The sequence below is a fragment of the Pseudomonas sp. NPDC089396 genome (genome assembly GCF_044749545.1).
Lineage (GTDB): Bacteria > Pseudomonadota > Gammaproteobacteria > Pseudomonadales > Pseudomonadaceae > Aquipseudomonas.
Genome location: NZ_JBIVIC010000018.1, coordinates 69477 through 87774, shown reverse-complemented (window position 1 = coordinate 87774; position 18298 = coordinate 69477). Strand labels below are relative to the sequence as shown.

Here is an 18298-nt window from a genome sequence, read left to right as displayed (position 1 = left end):
CCTTACAACCACAAATTCAGCAGGCGCGCGCCATGGCTGGGCGGGCCTGCCAGCAACTCGCCGGCCTGATGGGCAAAGCCCTGGCCATCACTGCTCTGTTCCCAGAACTGCCCACGCATGAACACGCTCATGCTGCTGACCTGGGCGCCTGCAGCCTGGGTCAGGCGCTGCCAGGCCACTTGCTCGCTGACCTCGCCACGTTGCAGGGCCAGCTCGGTCGCGGCCTCCTGGTGCCGGTTGCCACGCCATGGCGCTTCCCAACTGCCTTTGCCGCTGAGAAAGACGGGGTTGGCGACCAGTTGTACCTGTTGTTGCTCCAGCTGGTGCTGGTTCTCTGGGTACCAGCTGTCACTGCCGATCAACACGCCCAGGCGCCCAGCTGGTGTTTGCAACACTTGCAGCGGGAAATGCCGACCATGATGGATGTAGCGCCGCACTTCGCTGTCAGGGTATTGCTGCCGCTGAGGCTGGCCCAGCAATGAACCATCGGCTGCGAACACCAGGCTGCTGTTGAACAGCGGGCCGTTGCCGACGTGCAATATGCCGCGCTCGACATAGGGCGCGGGCAACACGATCGAGCCGGCCACCAGGGTTACGCCGAACTCCCGGGCCAGGCCGCCGAACAGTTGCTGGTAGTCGCTGGCCATCTGCGTGGCTTTCATGCGCAAGTGCGCGTCGGCGCGGCGATCATCTCCATCGGCCCGCAACATGGCCAACCCGTAGCGCAACGGGTTGCTCAGCTCCAGCCATTGCTGCGCCTCGCGGCCGTGGGTCACCTGATACAGCTCGTTCTTCTCGCCGCGGGCCCACAGCCAGGTGCCGATGTGTTCCGGCAGCACCACGACCGTGCGCGGGCCGATCAGGCCCTGGGCACGGGCTTGCTCCAGGTAGGCCGCGAGCTTGCGGTGCAAGCGCTGCAGGTTCTGGTAGTCGCTGGGGTAGAGCAGGGGTTCGACGCCCAGCAGATTGCCACGTTCACCGGGTACGCCATGGTTGAGCGCCAGCTCGATGCGCAAGTCGGACAAATAATGGCCTTCCGGGCGCTGTTGGGTCCAGAAACCGTAGCCGCACAGAGCGGTGATCATTACCAGCGCCAAGGCGCCTGCCAGGAGTTTTCGCATGCGGCGGTAAAGCGCTTTTAAGAACAAAGGTTTTCTAGGGTAGTCCTGCTGTGCAGCAGGATCAATAAGTTGTCAGTTTCGATCATTGAGCGCATTCAAACGGCTGTTTAATGTCGTTGGCATAAACGACGGGGCCCGCCGAGGCACCCGCATTCCGTGATCACGCCACCTGGGGAACCGTTCCATGGCTGCCGACCGCTATCCGCACTTGCTGGCCCCGCTCGACCTGGGCTTCACCACCTTGCGCAACCGCACCTTGATGGGCTCGATGCACACCGGCCTCGAAGAGCGCCCGGGCGGCTTCGAGCGCATGGCGGCATATTTTGCCGAACGTGCCCGCGGTGGTGTCGGCCTGATGGTCACCGGCGGTATCGCGCCCAACGACGAGGGTGGGGTGTACTCCGGCGCGGCCAAGCTGAGCACCGAGGAAGAGGCCGACAAGCACCGCATTGTCACCGAAGCAGTGCATGCCGCCGGTGGCAAGATCTGCCTGCAGATCCTGCATGCCGGGCGCTACGCCTACAGCCCGCGGCAGGTCGCGCCGAGCGCGATCCAGGCGCCGATCAACCCGTTCAAGCCCAAGGCACTGGACGAGGCCGGTATCGAAAAACAGATCGCCGACTTCGTCAATTGCGCCGTGCTGGCGCAGCGCGCTGGTTATGACGGTGTCGAGGTCATGGGTTCGGAAGGCTACTTCATCAACCAGTTCCTCGCCGCCCATACCAATCACCGTACCGACCGCTGGGGTGGCAGTTTTGAAAACCGCATGCGCCTGGCGGTGGAGATCGTCAGTCGGGTGCGCGATGCAGTCGGGCCGAACTTCATCATCATTTTCCGTTTGTCGATGCTCGACCTGATCGAGGGCGGTAGCACCTGGGACGAAATCGAACAGCTGGCCAAGGCTATCGAGCAGGCAGGCGCGACGCTGATCAACACCGGCATCGGCTGGCACGAAGCGCGTATTCCGACCATCGCCACCAAGGTGCCGCGCGCAGCCTTCAGCAAGGTCACCGCCAAGCTGCGCGGGGTGGTGAAGATCCCGCTGATCACCACCAACCGCATCAACACCCCTGAAGTGGCCGAGGCGGTGCTGGCAGAGGGCGATGCCGATATGGTTTCGATGGCCCGGCCATTCCTGGCCGATCCAGACTTCGTCAACAAGGCAGCTGCAGGGCGCAGCGATGCGATCAACACCTGCATCGGCTGCAACCAGGCCTGTTTGGACCACACCTTTGGCGGCAAGCTGACCAGCTGCCTGGTCAACCCGCGTGCCTGCCATGAAACGGAACTCAACTACCTGCCCGTGCGCACCGTCAAGCGAATCGCCGTGGTTGGCGCCGGACCTGCCGGCCTGGCGGCGGCTACCGTGGCTGCCGAGCGTGGACACGCGGTGACACTGTTCGACGCAGCAAGTGAAATCGGCGGCCAGTTCAATGTCGCCAAGCGAGTGCCCGGCAAGGAGGAGTTTTTCGAGACCTTGCGCTACTTCCGCAACAAGGTGGAGAGCACCGGCGTCGAGCTTCGCCTGAACACCCGGGTCGATGTGCAGTCTCTGGTCGACGGACGTTATAACGAAGTCATCCTGGCCACCGGCATTGCCCCGCGTACCCCGGCCATTCCGGGCGTCGAGCATGCCAAGGTGCTCAGCTACCTTGACGTGCTGCTCGAACGCAAGCCGGTCGGCGAGGCGGTCGCGGTGATCGGTGCCGGTGGTATCGGCTTCGATGTTTCCGAGTATCTGGTGCACCAGGGTGTGGCAAGCAGCCAGGACCGCGACGCCTTCTGGAAGGAGTGGGGGATCGACACCCAGCTGGAGGCGCGTGGCGGCGTGGCAGGGGTAAAGGCCCAGCCGCATGCGCCGGCCCGTCAGGTGTATTTGCTGCAGCGCAAGAAGTCCAAGGTCGGTGATGGTCTGGGCAAGACCACCGGCTGGATCCACCGCGCCGGGTTGAAGAACAAGCAGGTGCAGATGCTCAACAGCGTCGAGTACCTGGGGATCGATGACGCGGGCCTGCACATTCGTGTCGGCGAGGGCGAGCCGCAGGTGTTGGCGGTGGACAACGTGGTGATCTGCGCCGGGCAGGAGCCGCTGCGGGAGCTGCATGAAGGGCTGCTGGCGGCGGGGCAGTCGGTGCACCTGATTGGTGGCGCGGATGTGGCGGCCGAGCTGGATGCCAAGCGAGCGATCAACCAAGGGTCGCGGTTGGCTGCCGAACTTTGAGGTAGGGGTTGGGGACCGCTACGCGTTCCAATCGCCGGCAAGCCGGCTCCCACAGGTACAGCGCAAGCCTCGAAAGCGCTGCTCTCCCTGTGGGAGCCGGCTTGCCGGCGATGGGGCGCGAAGCGGCCCCAGTTTCGCTGATAGACTGATGCCCTCACATCAGGCCCCGATCCATGCCCAGCCGTTTTCTTGACCTCCCCCAAGCCCCACTGCAGCCCTTGCACCTGCCCTGGCTACACGCAGCCCAGGTCGAAGCCGCCATCCTGCGCCTGGACCTGATCGACCCGCTGATCAGCGGCAACAAATGGTTCAAGCTGCGTCACCACCTGCTGCAGGCCCAGCAAGCCAACGCCCCTGGGCTGATCAGCCTCGGCGGTAACCACTCCAACCACCTTCACGCCCTGGCCGCCGCGGGCAAGCGTTTCGGCTTCGCGACCGTTGGCCTGCTGCGCGGCCACCCCCAGGACACCCCCACGGTGCGGGACCTGCAGGCGCTCGGCATGGAACTTCACTGGCTTAGCTACGGCGGCTACCGAGCGCGCCACGAGGCCGGGTTCTGGGCGCCCTGGCAGGCGCGGTATCCCGATTGGCACTGCATTCCCGAAGGCGGTGGCGGGCTGGCTGGGGCGCAGGGGTGCGCATTGATCGTCGAGCAGGCCCGGGCGCAATTGGCCGCCCTGGGCTGGCCGGACTACCACGTCTGGTGGCTGGCAGCCGGCACGGGCACCACCCTGGCGGGCCTGGTGTTGGCCGAGGCGGGTGCGCATGAGGTGCATGGCGCCCTGGCAGTGCCGTGGGATCATGGTGTGCCCGAGGCGGTGGCGGCGTTGGCGGGTAATCGCGGTTATCAGCTGCACGCGGCCTGCCGTGGCGGTTTCGCCAGGATCGATGATGAGCTGCTGGCATTCATCGACGAAACCGAAGGCCGCACAGGCGTTCCTCTGGAAGCCCTCTACACGGCAAAGGCCCTGCTGGCCCTGCGTGATCAGGTCGAGGCCGGACGGTTCGCGCCCGGCACTCGCCTGATCTTCCTGCACACAGGTGGCCTGCAGGGCCGGCGTGGTTACTTGTAGGGCAGCATGCGCAGCAGTGTGTTGTCGCGCTGCACGTAGTGATGGTACAGCCCGGCCAGCGCATGCAGACCGATCAGCCAGTAACCCCAGGTGGCCACACGTTCATGCCAGCCCTTGATGAACTTGGCCTGGTCCGGGTCCGGTCCGATCAGGTGCGGCAGTTCCAGGCCATAGAAGGGTACCGGCTTGTCGGCGGCGCTGAGAATCAGCCAGCCGGCCAGGGGCAAACCGATCATCAGCAGGTACAGCGCCAGATGCATCAGGTGCGCCAGGCCGGTCTGCCAGGCCGGTGGTTTGGGCACGATGGGCGGGGCAGGGCGCACCAGGCGCATGGCCAGGCGTAGCCAGACCAGCACGAACACGCTCAGGCCAAGCATGAAGTGCAGGTCTTTCATCAGGTTGCGTTCGACGCTGTCCTTGGGGAACAGGCCGCGGAACTCGATGAAGGCATAGACGGCGGCCAGCAGCACCAGCATCAGCCAGTGCAGGGCGATGGACAGGCGCGAATAGTGGCTCGCGGGGGTGGATGAAACCATGGGCGGTCCTCGTCATCAGGTCAATGGTCAAAAGTGGCGCTCTTGGCGGCGCTCGCTATCAACTGTAACTGCCTGGATGGAATAAAGCTTTGCGCTGGGTCGCTGAATGGTCAGTTGTCTGCGCTGGCCCTATCGCCGGCAAGCCGGCTCCCACAGGCACACCACTGAACTTGAGAGCAGTGGTGTACCTGTGGGAGCCGGCTTGCCGGCGATAGGGCCGGTACAGGTCACCTGAACACGGGCAATTCTGGCCAGCTATCGGACACCAGGAACACCCGCTCGACCTCATGCCACACACCCTCTGAGCCTGGCTCCAGCCTGACCAGCATCTGCGCCGGTGCCTGCAGGTCCAATTCCGCCAGCCAAGCGGCGAACTGCAGGGGCGCCCAGCACTCATTCGCCTCGACCCGTGCCGGCGCCAGCCAGGCTTGGCGGGGCAGCGGCTGCCAGCGTTCGCTCGCGCTCATCGGCCAATCCCGGCGCCGTACCCAACGCCCACGCAGATGCTCCGGGTTGGCCCCCTCAGGCGGTTCAGCATGCCCAGGCCACGGGTGGAACAGATAACCTGCTAGCCACAGATGCGCCTGCACCTGCTCCACGCCAAGCTCGGCCAGCGCCTCACGGCTGTGTGCTTGACCCGACATCGGCAACTGATGGCCAGCCAGATGCGCCAACTTGTTGCCCAGCCGGTCATGGCAGCCGGGCCCCAGCCACTGCGCCGGGTCACGGCCATCGCCGTCGGCAGGCCCCAGGTAGAGCTTGATGGCCAGTTCCAGGTGATGGGTGCCGTCGCGGTCGCGCAGCAGGATGTCCAGCTCGCCCAATGTTCGGCTGTGGTCGCGGATCGCCAGGTTGGCGGCCAGCAACGCGATGCCCGGCGCCTGGCCCAGGGCAAATTGCCACAGACATTCGTAGTACAGGCCCAGGCGCCGGCTGGTGAGTTTCGCCAGCCACGCGCGCAGGGGCTGGTCGTCGGCGTCCAGCGCCTGCAACCACTCCTTCAGGCGCTGCGGATCAGCCGCCCAGGCGCTGCCCGCCAGCGGATGGCGCTGGGGGCAGGGCGGGGCGCTCAGCAGCGGTGGCGACAGCAGGGCCCAGGCCAGGTCGCGCACGGCAGGGCGGCGCAATTGACGGGGCAGCGCGTGCAGCTCGGCGAAAGGCATCATGCTGCGAGCATAGCCGGTTTGCCGCTGGCCGGTCGTTTCGCCCATAATCCCGGCATCGTCACCCCGCCGCAGAGCCTCGCAGGAGCCCCATGGAGCAATTTCGCAATATCGGTATCATCGGCCGCCTTGGCAGCTCCCAGGTGCTCGACACCATTCGCCGACTGAAAAAATTCCTCCTCGAGCGCCACCTGCACGTGATTCTCGAGGACACCATCGCCGAAGTCCTGCCAGGCCATGGCCTGCAGACGTCGACGCGCAAGCTGCTGGGCGAGGTCTGCGACCTGGTCATCGTGGTCGGCGGTGACGGCAGCCTGCTCGGCGCCGCCCGCGCCCTGGCCCGGCACAATATCCCGGTACTGGGCATCAACCGCGGCAACCTGGGTTTCCTCACCGATATCCGCCCCGATGAGCTGGAAGAAAAGGTCGCCGAAGTGCTCGACGGCCACTACCTGGTGGAAAACCGCTTCCTGCTGCAGGCCGAGGTGCGCCGCCATCACGAGGCGATCGGCCAGGGCGATGCGCTCAACGACGTGGTCCTGCACCCGGGCAAGTCGACGCGGATGATCGAGTTCGAGATCTATATCGACGGCCAGTTCGTCTGCAGCCAGAAGGCCGACGGCCTGATCGTCGCCACCCCGACCGGCTCGACCGCCTACGCGCTGTCGGCCGGTGGCCCGATCATGCACCCCAAGCTCGATGCCATCGTCATCGTGCCGATGTACCCGCACACCCTGTCGGGCCGGCCGATCGTGGTGGATGGCAACAGCGAGCTGAAGATCGTCGTGTCCAAGGACCTGCAGATCTATCCGCAGGTGTCCTGTGACGGCCAGAACCACTTCACCTGCGCCCCCGGCGACACCATCACGGTGAGCAAGAAACCGCAGAAGCTGCGCCTGATCCACCCGCTCGACCACAACTACTATGAGGTTTGCCGCACCAAGCTCGGCTGGGGCAGCCGCCTCGGAAGCAGGGACGACTGATGCTCGATCCGGCGCGAAGTTTCGACATCATCGGTGACGTGCACGGCTGTGCACTGACCCTCGAACGGTTGCTCGATGCCCTCGGCTACAAGCGCGTCAGCGGCGTGTGGCGCCATCCGCGACGCCAGGCGCTGTTCCTCGGCGACATCGTCGACCGCGGCCCGCGCATCCGCGAGGCGTTGCACATCGTCCACGACATGGTCGAAGCCGGCCAGGCGTTCTGCATCATGGGCAACCACGAATACAACGCCCTGGGCTGGGTCACCCCGGCTTTGCCCGGCAGCGGCAAGGCCTTCGTGCGCGAGCACACGCCACGCCACGCCCGCCTGATCGACGAGACCCTGACCCAGTTCGCCCAGCACCCCGGCGACTGGCACGACTTCATCCAGTGGTTCTACGACCTGCCGCTGTTCGTCGACGCCGGGCGCTTCCGCCTGGTGCATGCCTGCTGGGACCCTCGCCTGATCGAACCGTTGCGCCAGCAATACCCCGATGGGCGCATCGACGAACATTTCATCCAGGCCTCGGCAGTGTCCGGCAGCTTCGCCGCCACCGTGTGCAACCGCCTGCTGCGCGGCACCGACATGCGCCTGCCAGACGGTCTGACGCTGACCGGCGGCGACGGCCTGACCCGCGCCTTCTTCCGCACCAAGTTCTGGGAGGAAGACCCGCAAACCTACGGCGACATCGTCTTCCAGCCCGATGCGCTGCCCGACGATGTGGCCCGCACACCCCTGAGCCACACCGAGAAGAACGCCTTGCTACGCTATGCCGAGGACGAGCCGATGCTGTTCGTCGGCCATTACTGGCGCAGCGGCCGCCCGGCACCGATCCGCGGCAACCTGGCCTGCCTCGACTACAGCGCGGTGCTGTACGGCAAGCTGGCGGCCTATCGGCTGGATGATGAAACCCGGATCGACCCGCACAAGTTCGTGTGGGTCGACGTCGACCGACCGCAGGCCAACCAATGAATATCGTCGAAGTGATGCGCCTGCCGTTGTCGGTCGACCTCAGCGGCTTCGTCCATCTGCTGCAGCGCCTGCAGGTGCCGCATCGGGTCAGCGAAGAGGGCGAAGTCCAGGTGCTCTGGGCCCCGGACACGATTGCCGCGGACGTCCTCCAGCTCTACCAGCGCTACCCCGATGGCAACGCCGACATCGAAGCCGCCGCGCCCTCTGTGGGAGCCGGCTTGCCGGCGAAAGGCCCAACCCTGGCCGAGCAGGCAAAAGCCTGCAAGGTCACCGCCTTCATCCTGTTCCTGTGCCTGATCGTCGCCGGCCTCACCGGCCTGGGCGACAACCTCGTCACCATCAGCTGGTTCACCTTCCTCGACTTCCGCGTGCAGGGCGAATACCTGCACTTCACTCCGCTGGCCCAGGGCCTGGCCGAAGGCCAATGGTGGCGCCTGGTGTCGCCGATGCTGCTGCACTTCGGCGTGCTGCACCTGGCCATGAACGGCCTGTGGTACTGGGAGCTGGGCAAGCGCATCGAACTGCGCCAGGGCCCCTGGCTGCTGCTGGGCCTGACCCTGCTGTTCAGCCTGGTGTCGAACCTTGCCCAGCATTACACCAGTGGCCCGAGCCTGTTCGGCGGCCTGTCCGGCGTGCTGTACGGCCTGCTCGGCCATGTCTGGCTGTACCAGTGGCTAGCGCCCAACCGCTTCTTCAGCCTGCCCAAGGGCGTGCTGGTGATGATGCTCGTCTGGCTGGTCATCTGCCTGACCGGTGTGGTCGGCCAGCTCGGCTTCGGCCAGATCGCCAACGCCGCCCACGTCGGCGGGTTGCTCATCGGATGCCTGACGGGCCTCTTGGGCGGGGCGCTGGCCCGGCGTAAACTGTCCGCTTGATTTAGGAGACGCTATGTCCACGTTCACGCAAATGATCGAAAACATCACCCCGGAAATCTACCAAAGCCTGAAAACGGCGGTGGAAATCGGCAAATGGTCCGATGGCCGCAAGCTCACCCCCGAGCAGAAAGAGCTGTCGCTGCAGGCCGTGATCGCCTGGGAGATGAAAAACCTGCCCGAAGACCAGCGCACCGGTTACATGGGCCCGCAGGAGTGCGCGTCGAAATCCGCACCGATCGCCAACATTCTGTTCAAGTCGGACTCGGTACATTGATCGAACTCGCTCGTGGCTCTTTGAGCAAGATGGCAGTACGCCTGGAAGCACCGCTGGTGCAGTACAGCTTCCGCCTGGATGACACGCAGGTACCGGTCAACCCGTTGATCGGTCAGCGCCTGCGCCTTGAGTACCTCGGTGCCATCCACTGCACCCATTGCGGCAAGCGCACCAAGACCAGCTTCAGCCAGGGTTACTGCTACCCGTGCATGACCAAGCTGGCCCAGTGCGACGTCTGCATCATGGCCCCGGAACGTTGCCACTACGACGCCGGCACCTGCCGTGAGCCGTCCTGGGGCGAACAGTTCTGCATGACCGACCATGTGGTCTACCTGGCCAACTCGTCGGGGATCAAGGTCGGCATCACCCGCGCCACCCAGTTGCCCACCCGTTGGCTCGACCAGGGCGCCAGCCAGGCATTGCCGATCATGCGCGTGGCCACCCGCCAGCAGTCAGGCCTGGTCGAAGACGTGCTGCGCACCCAGGTGCCGGACCGCACGAACTGGCGAACCCTGCTCAAGGGCGACGCCGAAGTGCTCGACCTGGTGGCCGTTCGCGAACAGATATTCGATGCCTGCGCCGATGGCCTGCGCGAGCTGCAAGGGCGCTTTGGCCTGCAGGCGATCCAGGCATTGCCCGACGCCGAAGTGGTCGAGATGAAATACCCGGTCGAGGCCTACCCGAAAAAGATCGTCAGCTTCAACCTCGACAAGGACCCGGTGGTGGAGGGCACGCTGCTGGGCATCAAGGGCCAGTACCTGATCTTCGACACCGGCGTGATCAACATTCGCAAGTACACGGCCTACCAGTTGGCCGTGCTCCAGTAAAAAGGACCTGCACATGCGTACCGAACAACCGCGAGTGATCTACCTCAAGGACTATCAGGCGCCCGAGTACCTGATCGACGAGACGCACCTGACCTTCGAGCTGTTCGAGGACCACACCCTGGTCCATGCGCAACTGGTCATGCGCCGCAACCCGGCACGCGGTGCCGGCCTGCCGCCACTGGTGCTCGACGGCCAGCAGCTGGAATTGCAGAGCGTGCAGCTGGATGACCAGACCCTGGCAGCTGGCGAATATCAGCTCGAAGCCGACAGCCTGACCGTGCAGCCCAGGACCGAGCGCTTCACCCTCGACACCAGCGTGAAGATCCACCCGGAGAGCAACACCGCGCTGGAAGGCCTGTACAAGTCCGGCAAGATGTTCTGCACCCAGTGCGAAGCCGAGGGCTTCCGCAAGATCACCTATTACCTCGACCGCCCGGACGTGATGAGCACCTTCACCACCACGGTGATCGCCGAGCAGCATCGCTACCCGGTGCTGTTGTCGAACGGCAACCCGATTGGTAGTGGGCCGGCCGAAGACGGCCGCCACTGGGCGACCTGGGAAGACCCGTTCATGAAACCGGCCTACCTGTTCGCCCTGGTGGCCGGTGACCTGTGGTGCGTGGAAGACAAGTTCGTGCGCCAGTCCGGCCGCGACGTCACCCTGCGTATCTACGTCGAGCCCGAGAACATCGACAAGTGCGACCACGCCATGGTCAGCCTGAAGAAGTCCATGCGTTGGGACGAAGAGGTCTACGGCCGTGAATACGACCTGGACATCTTCATGATCGTCGCGGTCAACGACTTCAACATGGGCGCCATGGAAAACAAGGGCCTGAACATCTTCAACTCCAGCTGTGTGCTGGCCCGCGCCGAAACCGCCACCGATGCCGCCCACCAGCGGGTCGAAGGTGTGGTGGCCCACGAGTACTTCCACAACTGGTCGGGCAACCGCGTGACCTGCCGTGACTGGTTCCAGCTGTCGCTCAAGGAAGGCTTCACAGTGTTCCGTGACGCCGAGTTCAGCGCCGACATGAATTCGCGCACGGTCAAGCGTATCGAGGACGTGGCCTACCTGCGCACCCACCAGTTCGCCGAGGACGCCGGCCCCATGGCGCACCCGGTGCGCCCGGACAGCTTCATCGAGATCTCCAACTTCTACACCCTGACCGTGTACGAAAAGGGTGCCGAAGTGGTGCGCATGGTCCGTACCCTGCTGGGGACCGAAGGCTTCCGCAAGGGCAGCGACCTGTACTTCGAGCGCCACGATGGTCAGGCGGTGACCACCGACGATTTCATCAAGGCCATGGAAGACGCCAACGGCGTCGACCTGAGCCAGTTCAAGCGCTGGTACAGCCAGGCCGGTACGCCGCGCCTTGAGGTCAGCGAGGCCTATGATAGCGCCGCGCAAACCTACAGCCTGACGTTCCGCCAGAGCTGCCCGGCCACCCCGGACAAGGCCGAAAAACAGCCGTTCGTGATCCCGGTGGAGCTGGGCCTGCTGGATGCCCAGGGCAACGACCTGCCGCTGCGCCTGGTGGGTGAGTCGGCTGCCGCCGGCACCCGCCGCGTGCTGTCGGTGACCGAGGCCGAGCAAACCTTCACCTTCGAGGGCATTTCGGCCAAGCCGCTGCCATCGTTGCTGCGCGGTTTCAGTGCGCCGGTGAAGTTGAGCTTCCCGTACGATCGTGACCAGCTGATGTTCCTCATGCAGCACGACAGCGACGGTTTCAACCGTTGGGAAGCCGGCCAGCAACTGTCGGTGCAGGTCCTGCAGGAACTGATCGGTCAACACCAGCGCGGCGAAGCACTGAAGCTCGACCAGCGCCTGATCACCGCCCTGGGCACCGTGCTGGCCAACGAAGCGCTGGACGCTGCCATGGTTGCCGAGATGCTCTCGCTGCCGGGCGAGGCGTACCTCACCGAGATCAGCCAAGTGGCTGACGTCGATGCCATCCACGCGGCTCGCGAGTTCGCCCGCCAGCAGATCGCCGCGCAACTGTTCGATGCCCTGTGGGCGCGCTACCAGGCCAACCGCGAGGTGTCACGCAACACCGCCTACGTGGCCGCAGCCGAGCACTTTGCCCGCCGCAGCCTGCAGAACATCGCCCTGTCGTATCTGATGCAGAGCGGCAAGCCGCAGGTGCTGGAAGCGACCCTGGAGCAGTTCGACCAGTGCGACAACATGACCGAACGCCTGACGGCGCTGGCTGTGCTGGTCAACTCGCCGTTCGAAGCCGAGCGGGCCAAGGCGCTGGAAAGCTTCGCCGAGCACTTCAAGGACAACCCGCTGGTCATGGACCAGTGGTTCAGCGTGCAGGCCGCCAGTGCCTTGCCGGGCGGGCTGGCGCGGGTCAAGGCGCTGATGCAGCACCCCGCGTTCACCTTGAAGAACCCGAACAAGGTGCGGGCATTGATCGGTGCCTTTGCCGGGCAGAACCTGGTCAACTTCCATGCTGCCGATGGTTCGGGGTATCGCTTCCTGGCGGACCTGGTGATCGAACTGAATGCGCTGAACCCGCAGATTGCTTCGCGTCAACTGGCACCGCTGACCCGCTGGCGCAAGTATGACGATGCGCGTCAGGCGCTGATGAAGGGTGAGCTGGAGCGGATTCTGGCCTCCGGTGCGCTGTCCAGTGATGTGTATGAGGTTGTGAGCAAGAGCCTGGCTTAAGTCCGGGTAGCGCTTGGGGCTGCTGTGCAGCCCATCGCCGGCAAGCCGGCTCCCACAGGAATAGCACTGCACTCAAAGCCAGTGGGATACCTGTGGGAGCCGGCTTGCCGGCGATGGGCCGCAACGCGGCCCCATTTTTTTGGTTAACAAAACATAACGTCCCGTTCGTTGTATTCCCGCAAACATCCCCGATACGATGGCCCCAAGCTATTGCAGGCCTCTACCACAGGCTTTTCGCAGTAACACAGACCCACTAACAAGAATAAATTGGGGGCGGTCATGAGAGAGCGGGTAATGACGCAGGCCAGGCGCAGCGCCTGGCCGTTGGCGGCAGGCGCGATGCTGGCGCTGGCGATGGGCATATGGGCAGACAGCGCGCAAGCGGCCACTGCCGACGAGTACTCGAGCGAATCGGCCAAGGCCAGCCAGAGCCTGCTGATCGATGCCGCCCACGCGGGGCAACGCCTGGTGGTTGTCGGCGATCGCGGCCACATCCTGTTCTCCGACGACCAGGGCAAGACCTGGACCCAAGCCCGAGTGCCCACCCGTCAACTGCTCACCGCCGTGTTCTTCCTCGACGACAAGCGCGGCTGGGCAGTCGGCCATGATGCGCAGATCCTCGTCAGCACCGATGGCGGCGCGACCTGGACCAGACAGTTCGAAGACCTCTCCCGCGAAGCACCGTTGCTCGATATCACCTTCCTCGACGCCCAGCACGGCTTTGCCGTCGGCGCCTATGGTGCGTTGCTGGAAACCGCCGATGGCGGCCAGCACTGGCAGGAGGTCGGCGAGCGCCTGGACAACCCTGACCAGCTCCACCTCAATGGCATTGCCGTGGTCAAGGACGCCGGGCTGTTCATCGTCGGCGAGCAAGGCAGCATGTACCGCTCCAGCGACAACGGCCAGACCTGGGCCAAGCTCGAAGGCCCCTACGAGGGCTCGCTGTTCGGTGTGATCGGCACCGCCCATGCCCACACGCTGCTGGCCTACGGCCTGCGCGGCAACCTGTTCCGTTCCACCGACTTTGGCGATAGCTGGCAGCCGATCGCACTCAAGGCCGCGCGCGGCACCCTCGAATTCGGCCTGGCAAGCGCTACGCTTCTCGATGATGGCAGCCTGGTATTGGTCGGCAATGGCGGCAGCGTGCTGCGCAGCCAGGACGACGGGCAGACCTTCAGTGTCTACAACCGCGCCGACCGTATCGCCTTGGCCGGTGCCAGTGGCCTGGCCAATGGTGGCCTGCTGCTGGTGGGGCAGGGGGGTGTGCATCTGGCCACCGCTGAAGGTGCCGACCAAACCGACAAGGAGCCGCGCCCATGACCAGCAGGGAGAGCATCACCATGCACCCGCACCACCAGGACAAGGCCACGCTGCTTGAGCGCCTGATCTTCAACAACCGTCCTGTGGTCATCGCCCTGTGTCTGCTGGTCAGCATCTTCCTGTTCTGGCAGGCCACGCAGATCCGGCCCTCGACCAGTTTCGAGAAGATGATCCCGCTGCAGCACCCCTTCATCGAACAGATGATGGAGCACCGCAACGACCTGGCCAACCTGGGCAACACCGTGCGCATCTCGGTCGAGGCAGTCAACGGCGATATCTTCGACAAGGACTACATGGAGACCCTGCGGCAAATCCATGACGAGGTGTTCTACATCCCGGGTGTCGACCGCGCCGGCCTCAAGTCGCTGTGGAGCCCCAGCGTGCGCTGGAGCGAGGTCACCGAGGAGGGCTTCTCCGGTGGCGAGGTGATCCCCAATACCTACAATGGCTCGGCCGAGAGCCTCGACACCCTGCGCGACAACGTGCTCAAGTCCGGCCAGGTCGGGCGCCTGGTGGGTAACAACTTCAAGTCCAGCATCGTCGATATCCCCTTGCTGGAAAGCTTCCCAGACCCACAGGACCCGGGCAAGCAGGTCAAGCTCGACTATCAGAAATTCTCCCACCAGCTCGAAGCGCAGATCCGCGACAAGTTCCAGGCGCAGAACCCCAATGTGAAGATCCACATCGTCGGCTTCGCCAAGAAGGTTGGCGACCTGATCGACGGCCTGGTGATGGTGGCGATGTTCTTCGGTGTGGCCCTGGTCATCACCTGGATCCTGCTGTACTGGTTCACCTGGTGCATCCGCAGCACCATCGCCGTGCTCATCACCACCCTGGTGGCGGTGGTCTGGCAGCTGGGGCTCATGCATGCGGTGGGCTTCGGCCTGGATCCGTATTCGATGCTGGTGCCGTTCCTGATCTTCGCCATCGGCATCTCCCACGGGGTGCAGAAGATCAACGGCATCGCCTTGCAATCGAGTGGCGCCGACAACGCCCTGACCGCTGCCCGGCGCACCTTCCGCCAGTTGTTCCTGCCGGGGATGATCGCCATTCTCGCCGACGCGGTGGGCTTCATCACCTTGCTGATCATCGACATCGGCGTGATCCGTGAACTGGCTATCGGCGCCTCGATCGGCGTGGCCGTCATCGTCTTCACCAACCTGATCCTGTTGCCGGTGGCGATCTCCTACGTCGGCATCAGCAAGAAGGCCGTCGAGCGCAGCAAGAAGGACGCCACCCGCGAGCACCCGTTCTGGCGCCTGTTGTCGAACTTTGCCAGTGCCAAGGTGGCGCCGGTGTCCATCGCCCTGGCCCTGGTGGCCTTCGCAGGTGGCCTGTGGTACAGCCAGAACCTGAAGATCGGCGACCTCGACCAGGGCGCGCCTGAACTGCGCCCCGACTCGCGCTACAACCAGGACAACAACTTCATCATCAGTAACTACTCGACCAGTTCGGACGTGCTGGTGATCATGGTCAAGACACCGGCGGAGAGCTGTTCGATCCACTCGACCATGGCGCCGATCGACGAGCTGATGTGGACCATGGAGAACACCCCGGGCGTGCAGTCGGCGATTTCCCTGGTCACCGTGTCCAAGCAGGTGATCAAGGGCATGAACGAGGGCAGCCTGAAATGGGAAACCCTGTCGCGCAACCCGGACATCCTCAACAACTCCATCGCCCGTGCCGACGGCCTGTACAACGCCGATTGCTCGCTGGCGCCGGTGCTGGTGTTCCTCAACGACCACAAGGCCGAGACCCTGGAGCGCGTCACCCAGGTGGCCCAGGCGTTCGCCGACAGCCACAACAAGGAAGGCCTGCAGTTCCTGCTGGCGGCCGGTAATGCCGGGATCGAGGCGGCCACCAACGAAGTGATCAAGTCGGCCGAGCTGACCATCCTGGTGCTGGTGTACATCTGCGTGGCGGTGATGTGCCTGATTACCTTCCGCTCCTTCGCCGCCACCTTGTGCATCGTGCTGCCGCTGGTGCTGACCTCGGTACTGGGCAATGCGCTGATGGCGTTCATGGGCATTGGCGTGAAGGTCGCCACCTTGCCGGTGGTGGCGCTGGGTGTGGGCATCGGCGTGGACTACGGCATCTACATCTACAGCCGCCTGGAAAGCTTCCTGCGTGCTGGCCTGCCGTTGCAGGAGGCGTACTACGAAACCCTGCGCTCGACCGGCAAGGCCGTGCTGTTCACCGGCCTGTGCCTGGCCATTGGCGTGTGCACCTGGATCTTCTCGGCGATCAAGTTCCAGGCCGACATGGGGCTGATGCTGACCTTCATGTTGCTGTGGAACATGTTCGGTGCGCTGTGGCTGCTGCCGGCATTGGCGCGGTTCCTGATCAAGCCGGAGAAGATGGTGGGCAAGGAGGGTGGCTCGATCTTCGCTCACTGAGTGGTGGTGTGCCCAATCGCCGGCAAGCCGGCTCCCACAGGTACAGCACTGAACTCGAAGTCAGTGGGGTCTCTGTGGGAGCCGGCTTGCCGGCGATTTGGGCTGCAGAGCAGCCCCAAGGCTATAATGCCGGCTCACTTCAGTTGGATACCCCCATGTCTTCCCTCCCCACCGCCCTCGCATCCTGCGACATGCTCCTGATCGACGGCCTGCACGCCTTCGACTTCACCTTCGACGAATCCGGCCTCATGGTTGAATGCATGGACGGCCGCCAGCACCGCCGCTGGACCTTCACCACCGAGCAGATCGCTACCGCTGTCGGCGTCGGTGACGAGTGGCTCGTCAACGATGCCCAGGGCGAGCATCGTCTAGTCTGTATGAGTGCCTTTCGCGCCCCGGATGAAGAGAACGATGAACCGGATCTGGACGAGCCTGCTGACCGCTAGCCTGATGAGCCTGCCCCTCAATGCCAATGCCGCCACGCTGTTGGTCGGCAGTTACACCGACGGCGCCAGCCAGGGCATCTACCGCTACGCGTTCGACAGCAAGAGCGGGCAGATCACCCCCAAGCCGTTGCAAGTGGTGAAAAGCGTCAGCCCGTCGTGGCTGGTGCTCTCGGCCGATCAGCGACAGCTGTTCGCGGTCAACGAAACGGTGCAAGGCCACGCCAGCAGTTTCAGCGTCAGCAGCAAAGGTGAGATCAAGCCGCTCAACCAGGTGGCCACGCGCGGCGACGAACCGACCCACGCCAGCCTCAGCCGCGACCAGCGCTACCTGTTCGTCGCCAATTACGCTGTCGCCCCGGATCCTGGGGGCAGCCTGGTGGTGATCCCGGTGGCCAAGGACGGCAAGCTCAAGGACGTGGTGCAGCAAGTGCGGCACAAGCCCAGTGGTGTGAACCCCGAGCGCCAGGCCGGTGCCCATGTGCATTCGCTGGTGCTGTCGCCCGATGGCTTGCACGTGTATGCCTGCGACCTGGGGGCCGACAAGGTCTTCATCTACCGTTACGACGGCGCCAGCCCGAATGAGCCGCTCACCCCGGCGATTCCGGCCGCGGTCGACCTGCCGCCCGGCAGCGGCCCGCGCCATCTGCTGTTCGATGCCAAGGGGCGGCACGCCTACCTGACTCTGGAAATGAGCGCCGAGGTGGTCATGTTCGATGTCCAGGACGATGCCTTGCTCGAACGCCAGCGCTTGCCCCTGACCGATCAGCAGGAGGCTGCGGCCAAGGCGGCCGGCGGGCTGCACCTGTCGGCGGATGGGCGCTTCCTGTACGTCAGCAATCGCGGTACGGCCAACGAGATCGTGGTGTTCGGCGTGGGCAAGGACGATGGCCGGCTGGCGTTCCTGCAGCGCCGCTCGGTGGAGGGCGATCACCCCCGTGAATTTGCCCTGGACCCGAGTGACAACTTCCTGCTGGTGGCCAACCAGAAGAGCAACCAGATCGTGGTCATGCGCCGCGATCCGCGTAGCGGCAAGCTGGGTAAGACGGTACAGACGATGCCGCAGGAGGCGCCATCGGACCTGAAGTTTATCGAGTGACTATCGATACGCGTGATAATCCCTACCAGTGCAATGAATTTCTGCCGGCGACCTCAGCGGCGTAAGTTTGGCTCAAGGCCCATAAGGGCTACCGTCAAACCACCGCAGTCGAGGTCAGCCCAGATGAACTTCAATCTCTTCCCGGTCATCGCCGCATCCGCCATTTCCGCATCCGTGGTGCTGCCAGCCCACGCCCATGCCGACAACAGCCCCAAGGCGTCCAGTACCCACAGCTACACCGAGCAGTACCTGCGCCAGAGCGCCCATTACCATGCGGCGTTGAGCGGCAAGCATAACCATTGAAACCTGTACTGGCCCTATCGCC

Annotated in this window: 16 protein-coding genes; 13 read left to right on the top strand and 3 right to left on the bottom strand. The window is 64.4% G+C overall.

The features are described from left to right. Positions 1-2: 2 nt before the first annotated feature. Positions 3-1121 carry a nitrilase-related carbon-nitrogen hydrolase gene (locus ACIPZB_RS24920; protein WP_400643168.1) on the bottom strand — a complete coding sequence of 373 codons (1119 nt, stop codon included), beginning with the start codon at positions 1119-1121 and terminating at the stop codon, positions 3-5. Between the two features lie 184 nt (positions 1122-1305). On the opposite strand from ACIPZB_RS24920, the gene ACIPZB_RS24915 reads away from it, so the two are divergent. Together ACIPZB_RS24915 and ACIPZB_RS24910 are read left to right on the top strand one after the other, a co-directional pair. Next, positions 1306-3342, top strand: a complete 2037-nt coding sequence (locus ACIPZB_RS24915; RefSeq protein WP_400643167.1) for an FAD-dependent oxidoreductase — start codon at positions 1306-1308, stop codon at positions 3340-3342. A gap of 173 nt (positions 3343-3515) precedes the next feature. Then, positions 3516-4415, top strand: a complete 900-nt coding sequence (locus ACIPZB_RS24910; RefSeq protein WP_400643166.1) for a 1-aminocyclopropane-1-carboxylate deaminase/D-cysteine desulfhydrase — start codon at positions 3516-3518, stop codon at positions 4413-4415. Here ACIPZB_RS24910 and ACIPZB_RS24905 read toward each other — a convergent pair. Together ACIPZB_RS24905 and ACIPZB_RS24900 are read right to left on the bottom strand one after the other, a co-directional pair. Then, positions 4406-4951, bottom strand: coding sequence for a cytochrome b (locus ACIPZB_RS24905; protein WP_400643165.1), 546 nt, complete (start codon positions 4949-4951; stop codon positions 4406-4408). The genes ACIPZB_RS24910 and ACIPZB_RS24905 overlap by 10 nt on opposite strands. A gap of 227 nt (positions 4952-5178) precedes the next feature. Next, positions 5179-6162: a DUF1853 family protein gene (locus tag ACIPZB_RS24900; RefSeq protein ID WP_400643164.1), complete on the bottom strand. Its 984-nt coding sequence runs from the start codon at positions 6160-6162 to the stop codon at positions 5179-5181. Positions 6163-6206: 44 nt separating this feature from the next. Between ACIPZB_RS24900 and ACIPZB_RS24895 the strand changes: the two genes are divergently transcribed. The 11 genes from ACIPZB_RS24895 to ACIPZB_RS24845 all read left to right on the top strand — a co-directional run bounded on the left by ACIPZB_RS24895 (position 6207) and on the right by ACIPZB_RS24845 (position 18276). Further along, positions 6207-7097 carry an NAD(+) kinase gene (locus tag ACIPZB_RS24895; protein ID WP_008090067.1) on the top strand — a complete coding sequence of 297 codons (891 nt, stop codon included), beginning with the start codon at positions 6207-6209 and terminating at the stop codon, positions 7095-7097. Then, positions 7097-8068 (top strand): metallophosphoesterase, encoded by a 972-nt coding sequence (locus ACIPZB_RS24890; protein WP_008090065.1) that lies wholly within the window; start codon positions 7097-7099, stop codon positions 8066-8068. Before ACIPZB_RS24895 ends, ACIPZB_RS24890 begins: the two co-directional genes overlap by 1 nt. Next, entirely contained in the window at positions 8065-8943 is an 879-nt protein-coding gene (locus tag ACIPZB_RS24885) for a rhomboid family intramembrane serine protease (protein ID WP_400643163.1), read from the top strand. The genes ACIPZB_RS24890 and ACIPZB_RS24885 overlap by 4 nt, the downstream gene beginning before the upstream one ends. 13 nt (positions 8944-8956) lie before the next feature. Beyond that, positions 8957-9217, top strand: coding sequence for a YeaC family protein (locus ACIPZB_RS24880; RefSeq protein WP_008090060.1), 261 nt, complete (start codon positions 8957-8959; stop codon positions 9215-9217). Continuing rightward, positions 9214-10044 (top strand): DUF2797 domain-containing protein, encoded by an 831-nt coding sequence (locus tag ACIPZB_RS24875; protein WP_400643162.1) that lies wholly within the window; start codon positions 9214-9216, stop codon positions 10042-10044. The genes ACIPZB_RS24880 and ACIPZB_RS24875 overlap by 4 nt, the downstream gene beginning before the upstream one ends. 13 nt (positions 10045-10057) lie before the next feature. Next, positions 10058-12715, top strand: coding sequence for an aminopeptidase N (gene pepN / locus ACIPZB_RS24870; RefSeq protein WP_400643161.1), 2658 nt, complete (start codon positions 10058-10060; stop codon positions 12713-12715). Between the two features lie 279 nt (positions 12716-12994). Next, positions 12995-14035: a YCF48-related protein gene (locus ACIPZB_RS24865; protein WP_400643160.1), complete on the top strand. Its 1041-nt coding sequence runs from the start codon at positions 12995-12997 to the stop codon at positions 14033-14035. Between the two features lie 20 nt (positions 14036-14055). Further along, positions 14056-16431, top strand: coding sequence for an RND family transporter (locus ACIPZB_RS24860; RefSeq protein ID WP_400643185.1), 2376 nt, complete (start codon positions 14056-14058; stop codon positions 16429-16431). A 155-nt stretch (positions 16432-16586) separates the two neighbouring features. Further along, on the top strand, positions 16587-16877 hold the full coding sequence (locus ACIPZB_RS24855; protein ID WP_400643159.1) for a DUF5629 family protein: 291 nt from the start codon (positions 16587-16589) through the stop codon (positions 16875-16877). After that, on the top strand, positions 16843-17973 hold the full coding sequence (locus ACIPZB_RS24850; RefSeq protein WP_400643158.1) for a lactonase family protein: 1131 nt from the start codon (positions 16843-16845) through the stop codon (positions 17971-17973). Before ACIPZB_RS24855 ends, ACIPZB_RS24850 begins: the two co-directional genes overlap by 35 nt. A gap of 123 nt (positions 17974-18096) precedes the next feature. Further along, positions 18097-18276, top strand: a complete 180-nt coding sequence (locus ACIPZB_RS24845) for a hypothetical protein (protein WP_008090046.1) — start codon at positions 18097-18099, stop codon at positions 18274-18276. The last annotated feature ends 22 nt before the right edge of the window (positions 18277-18298 follow it).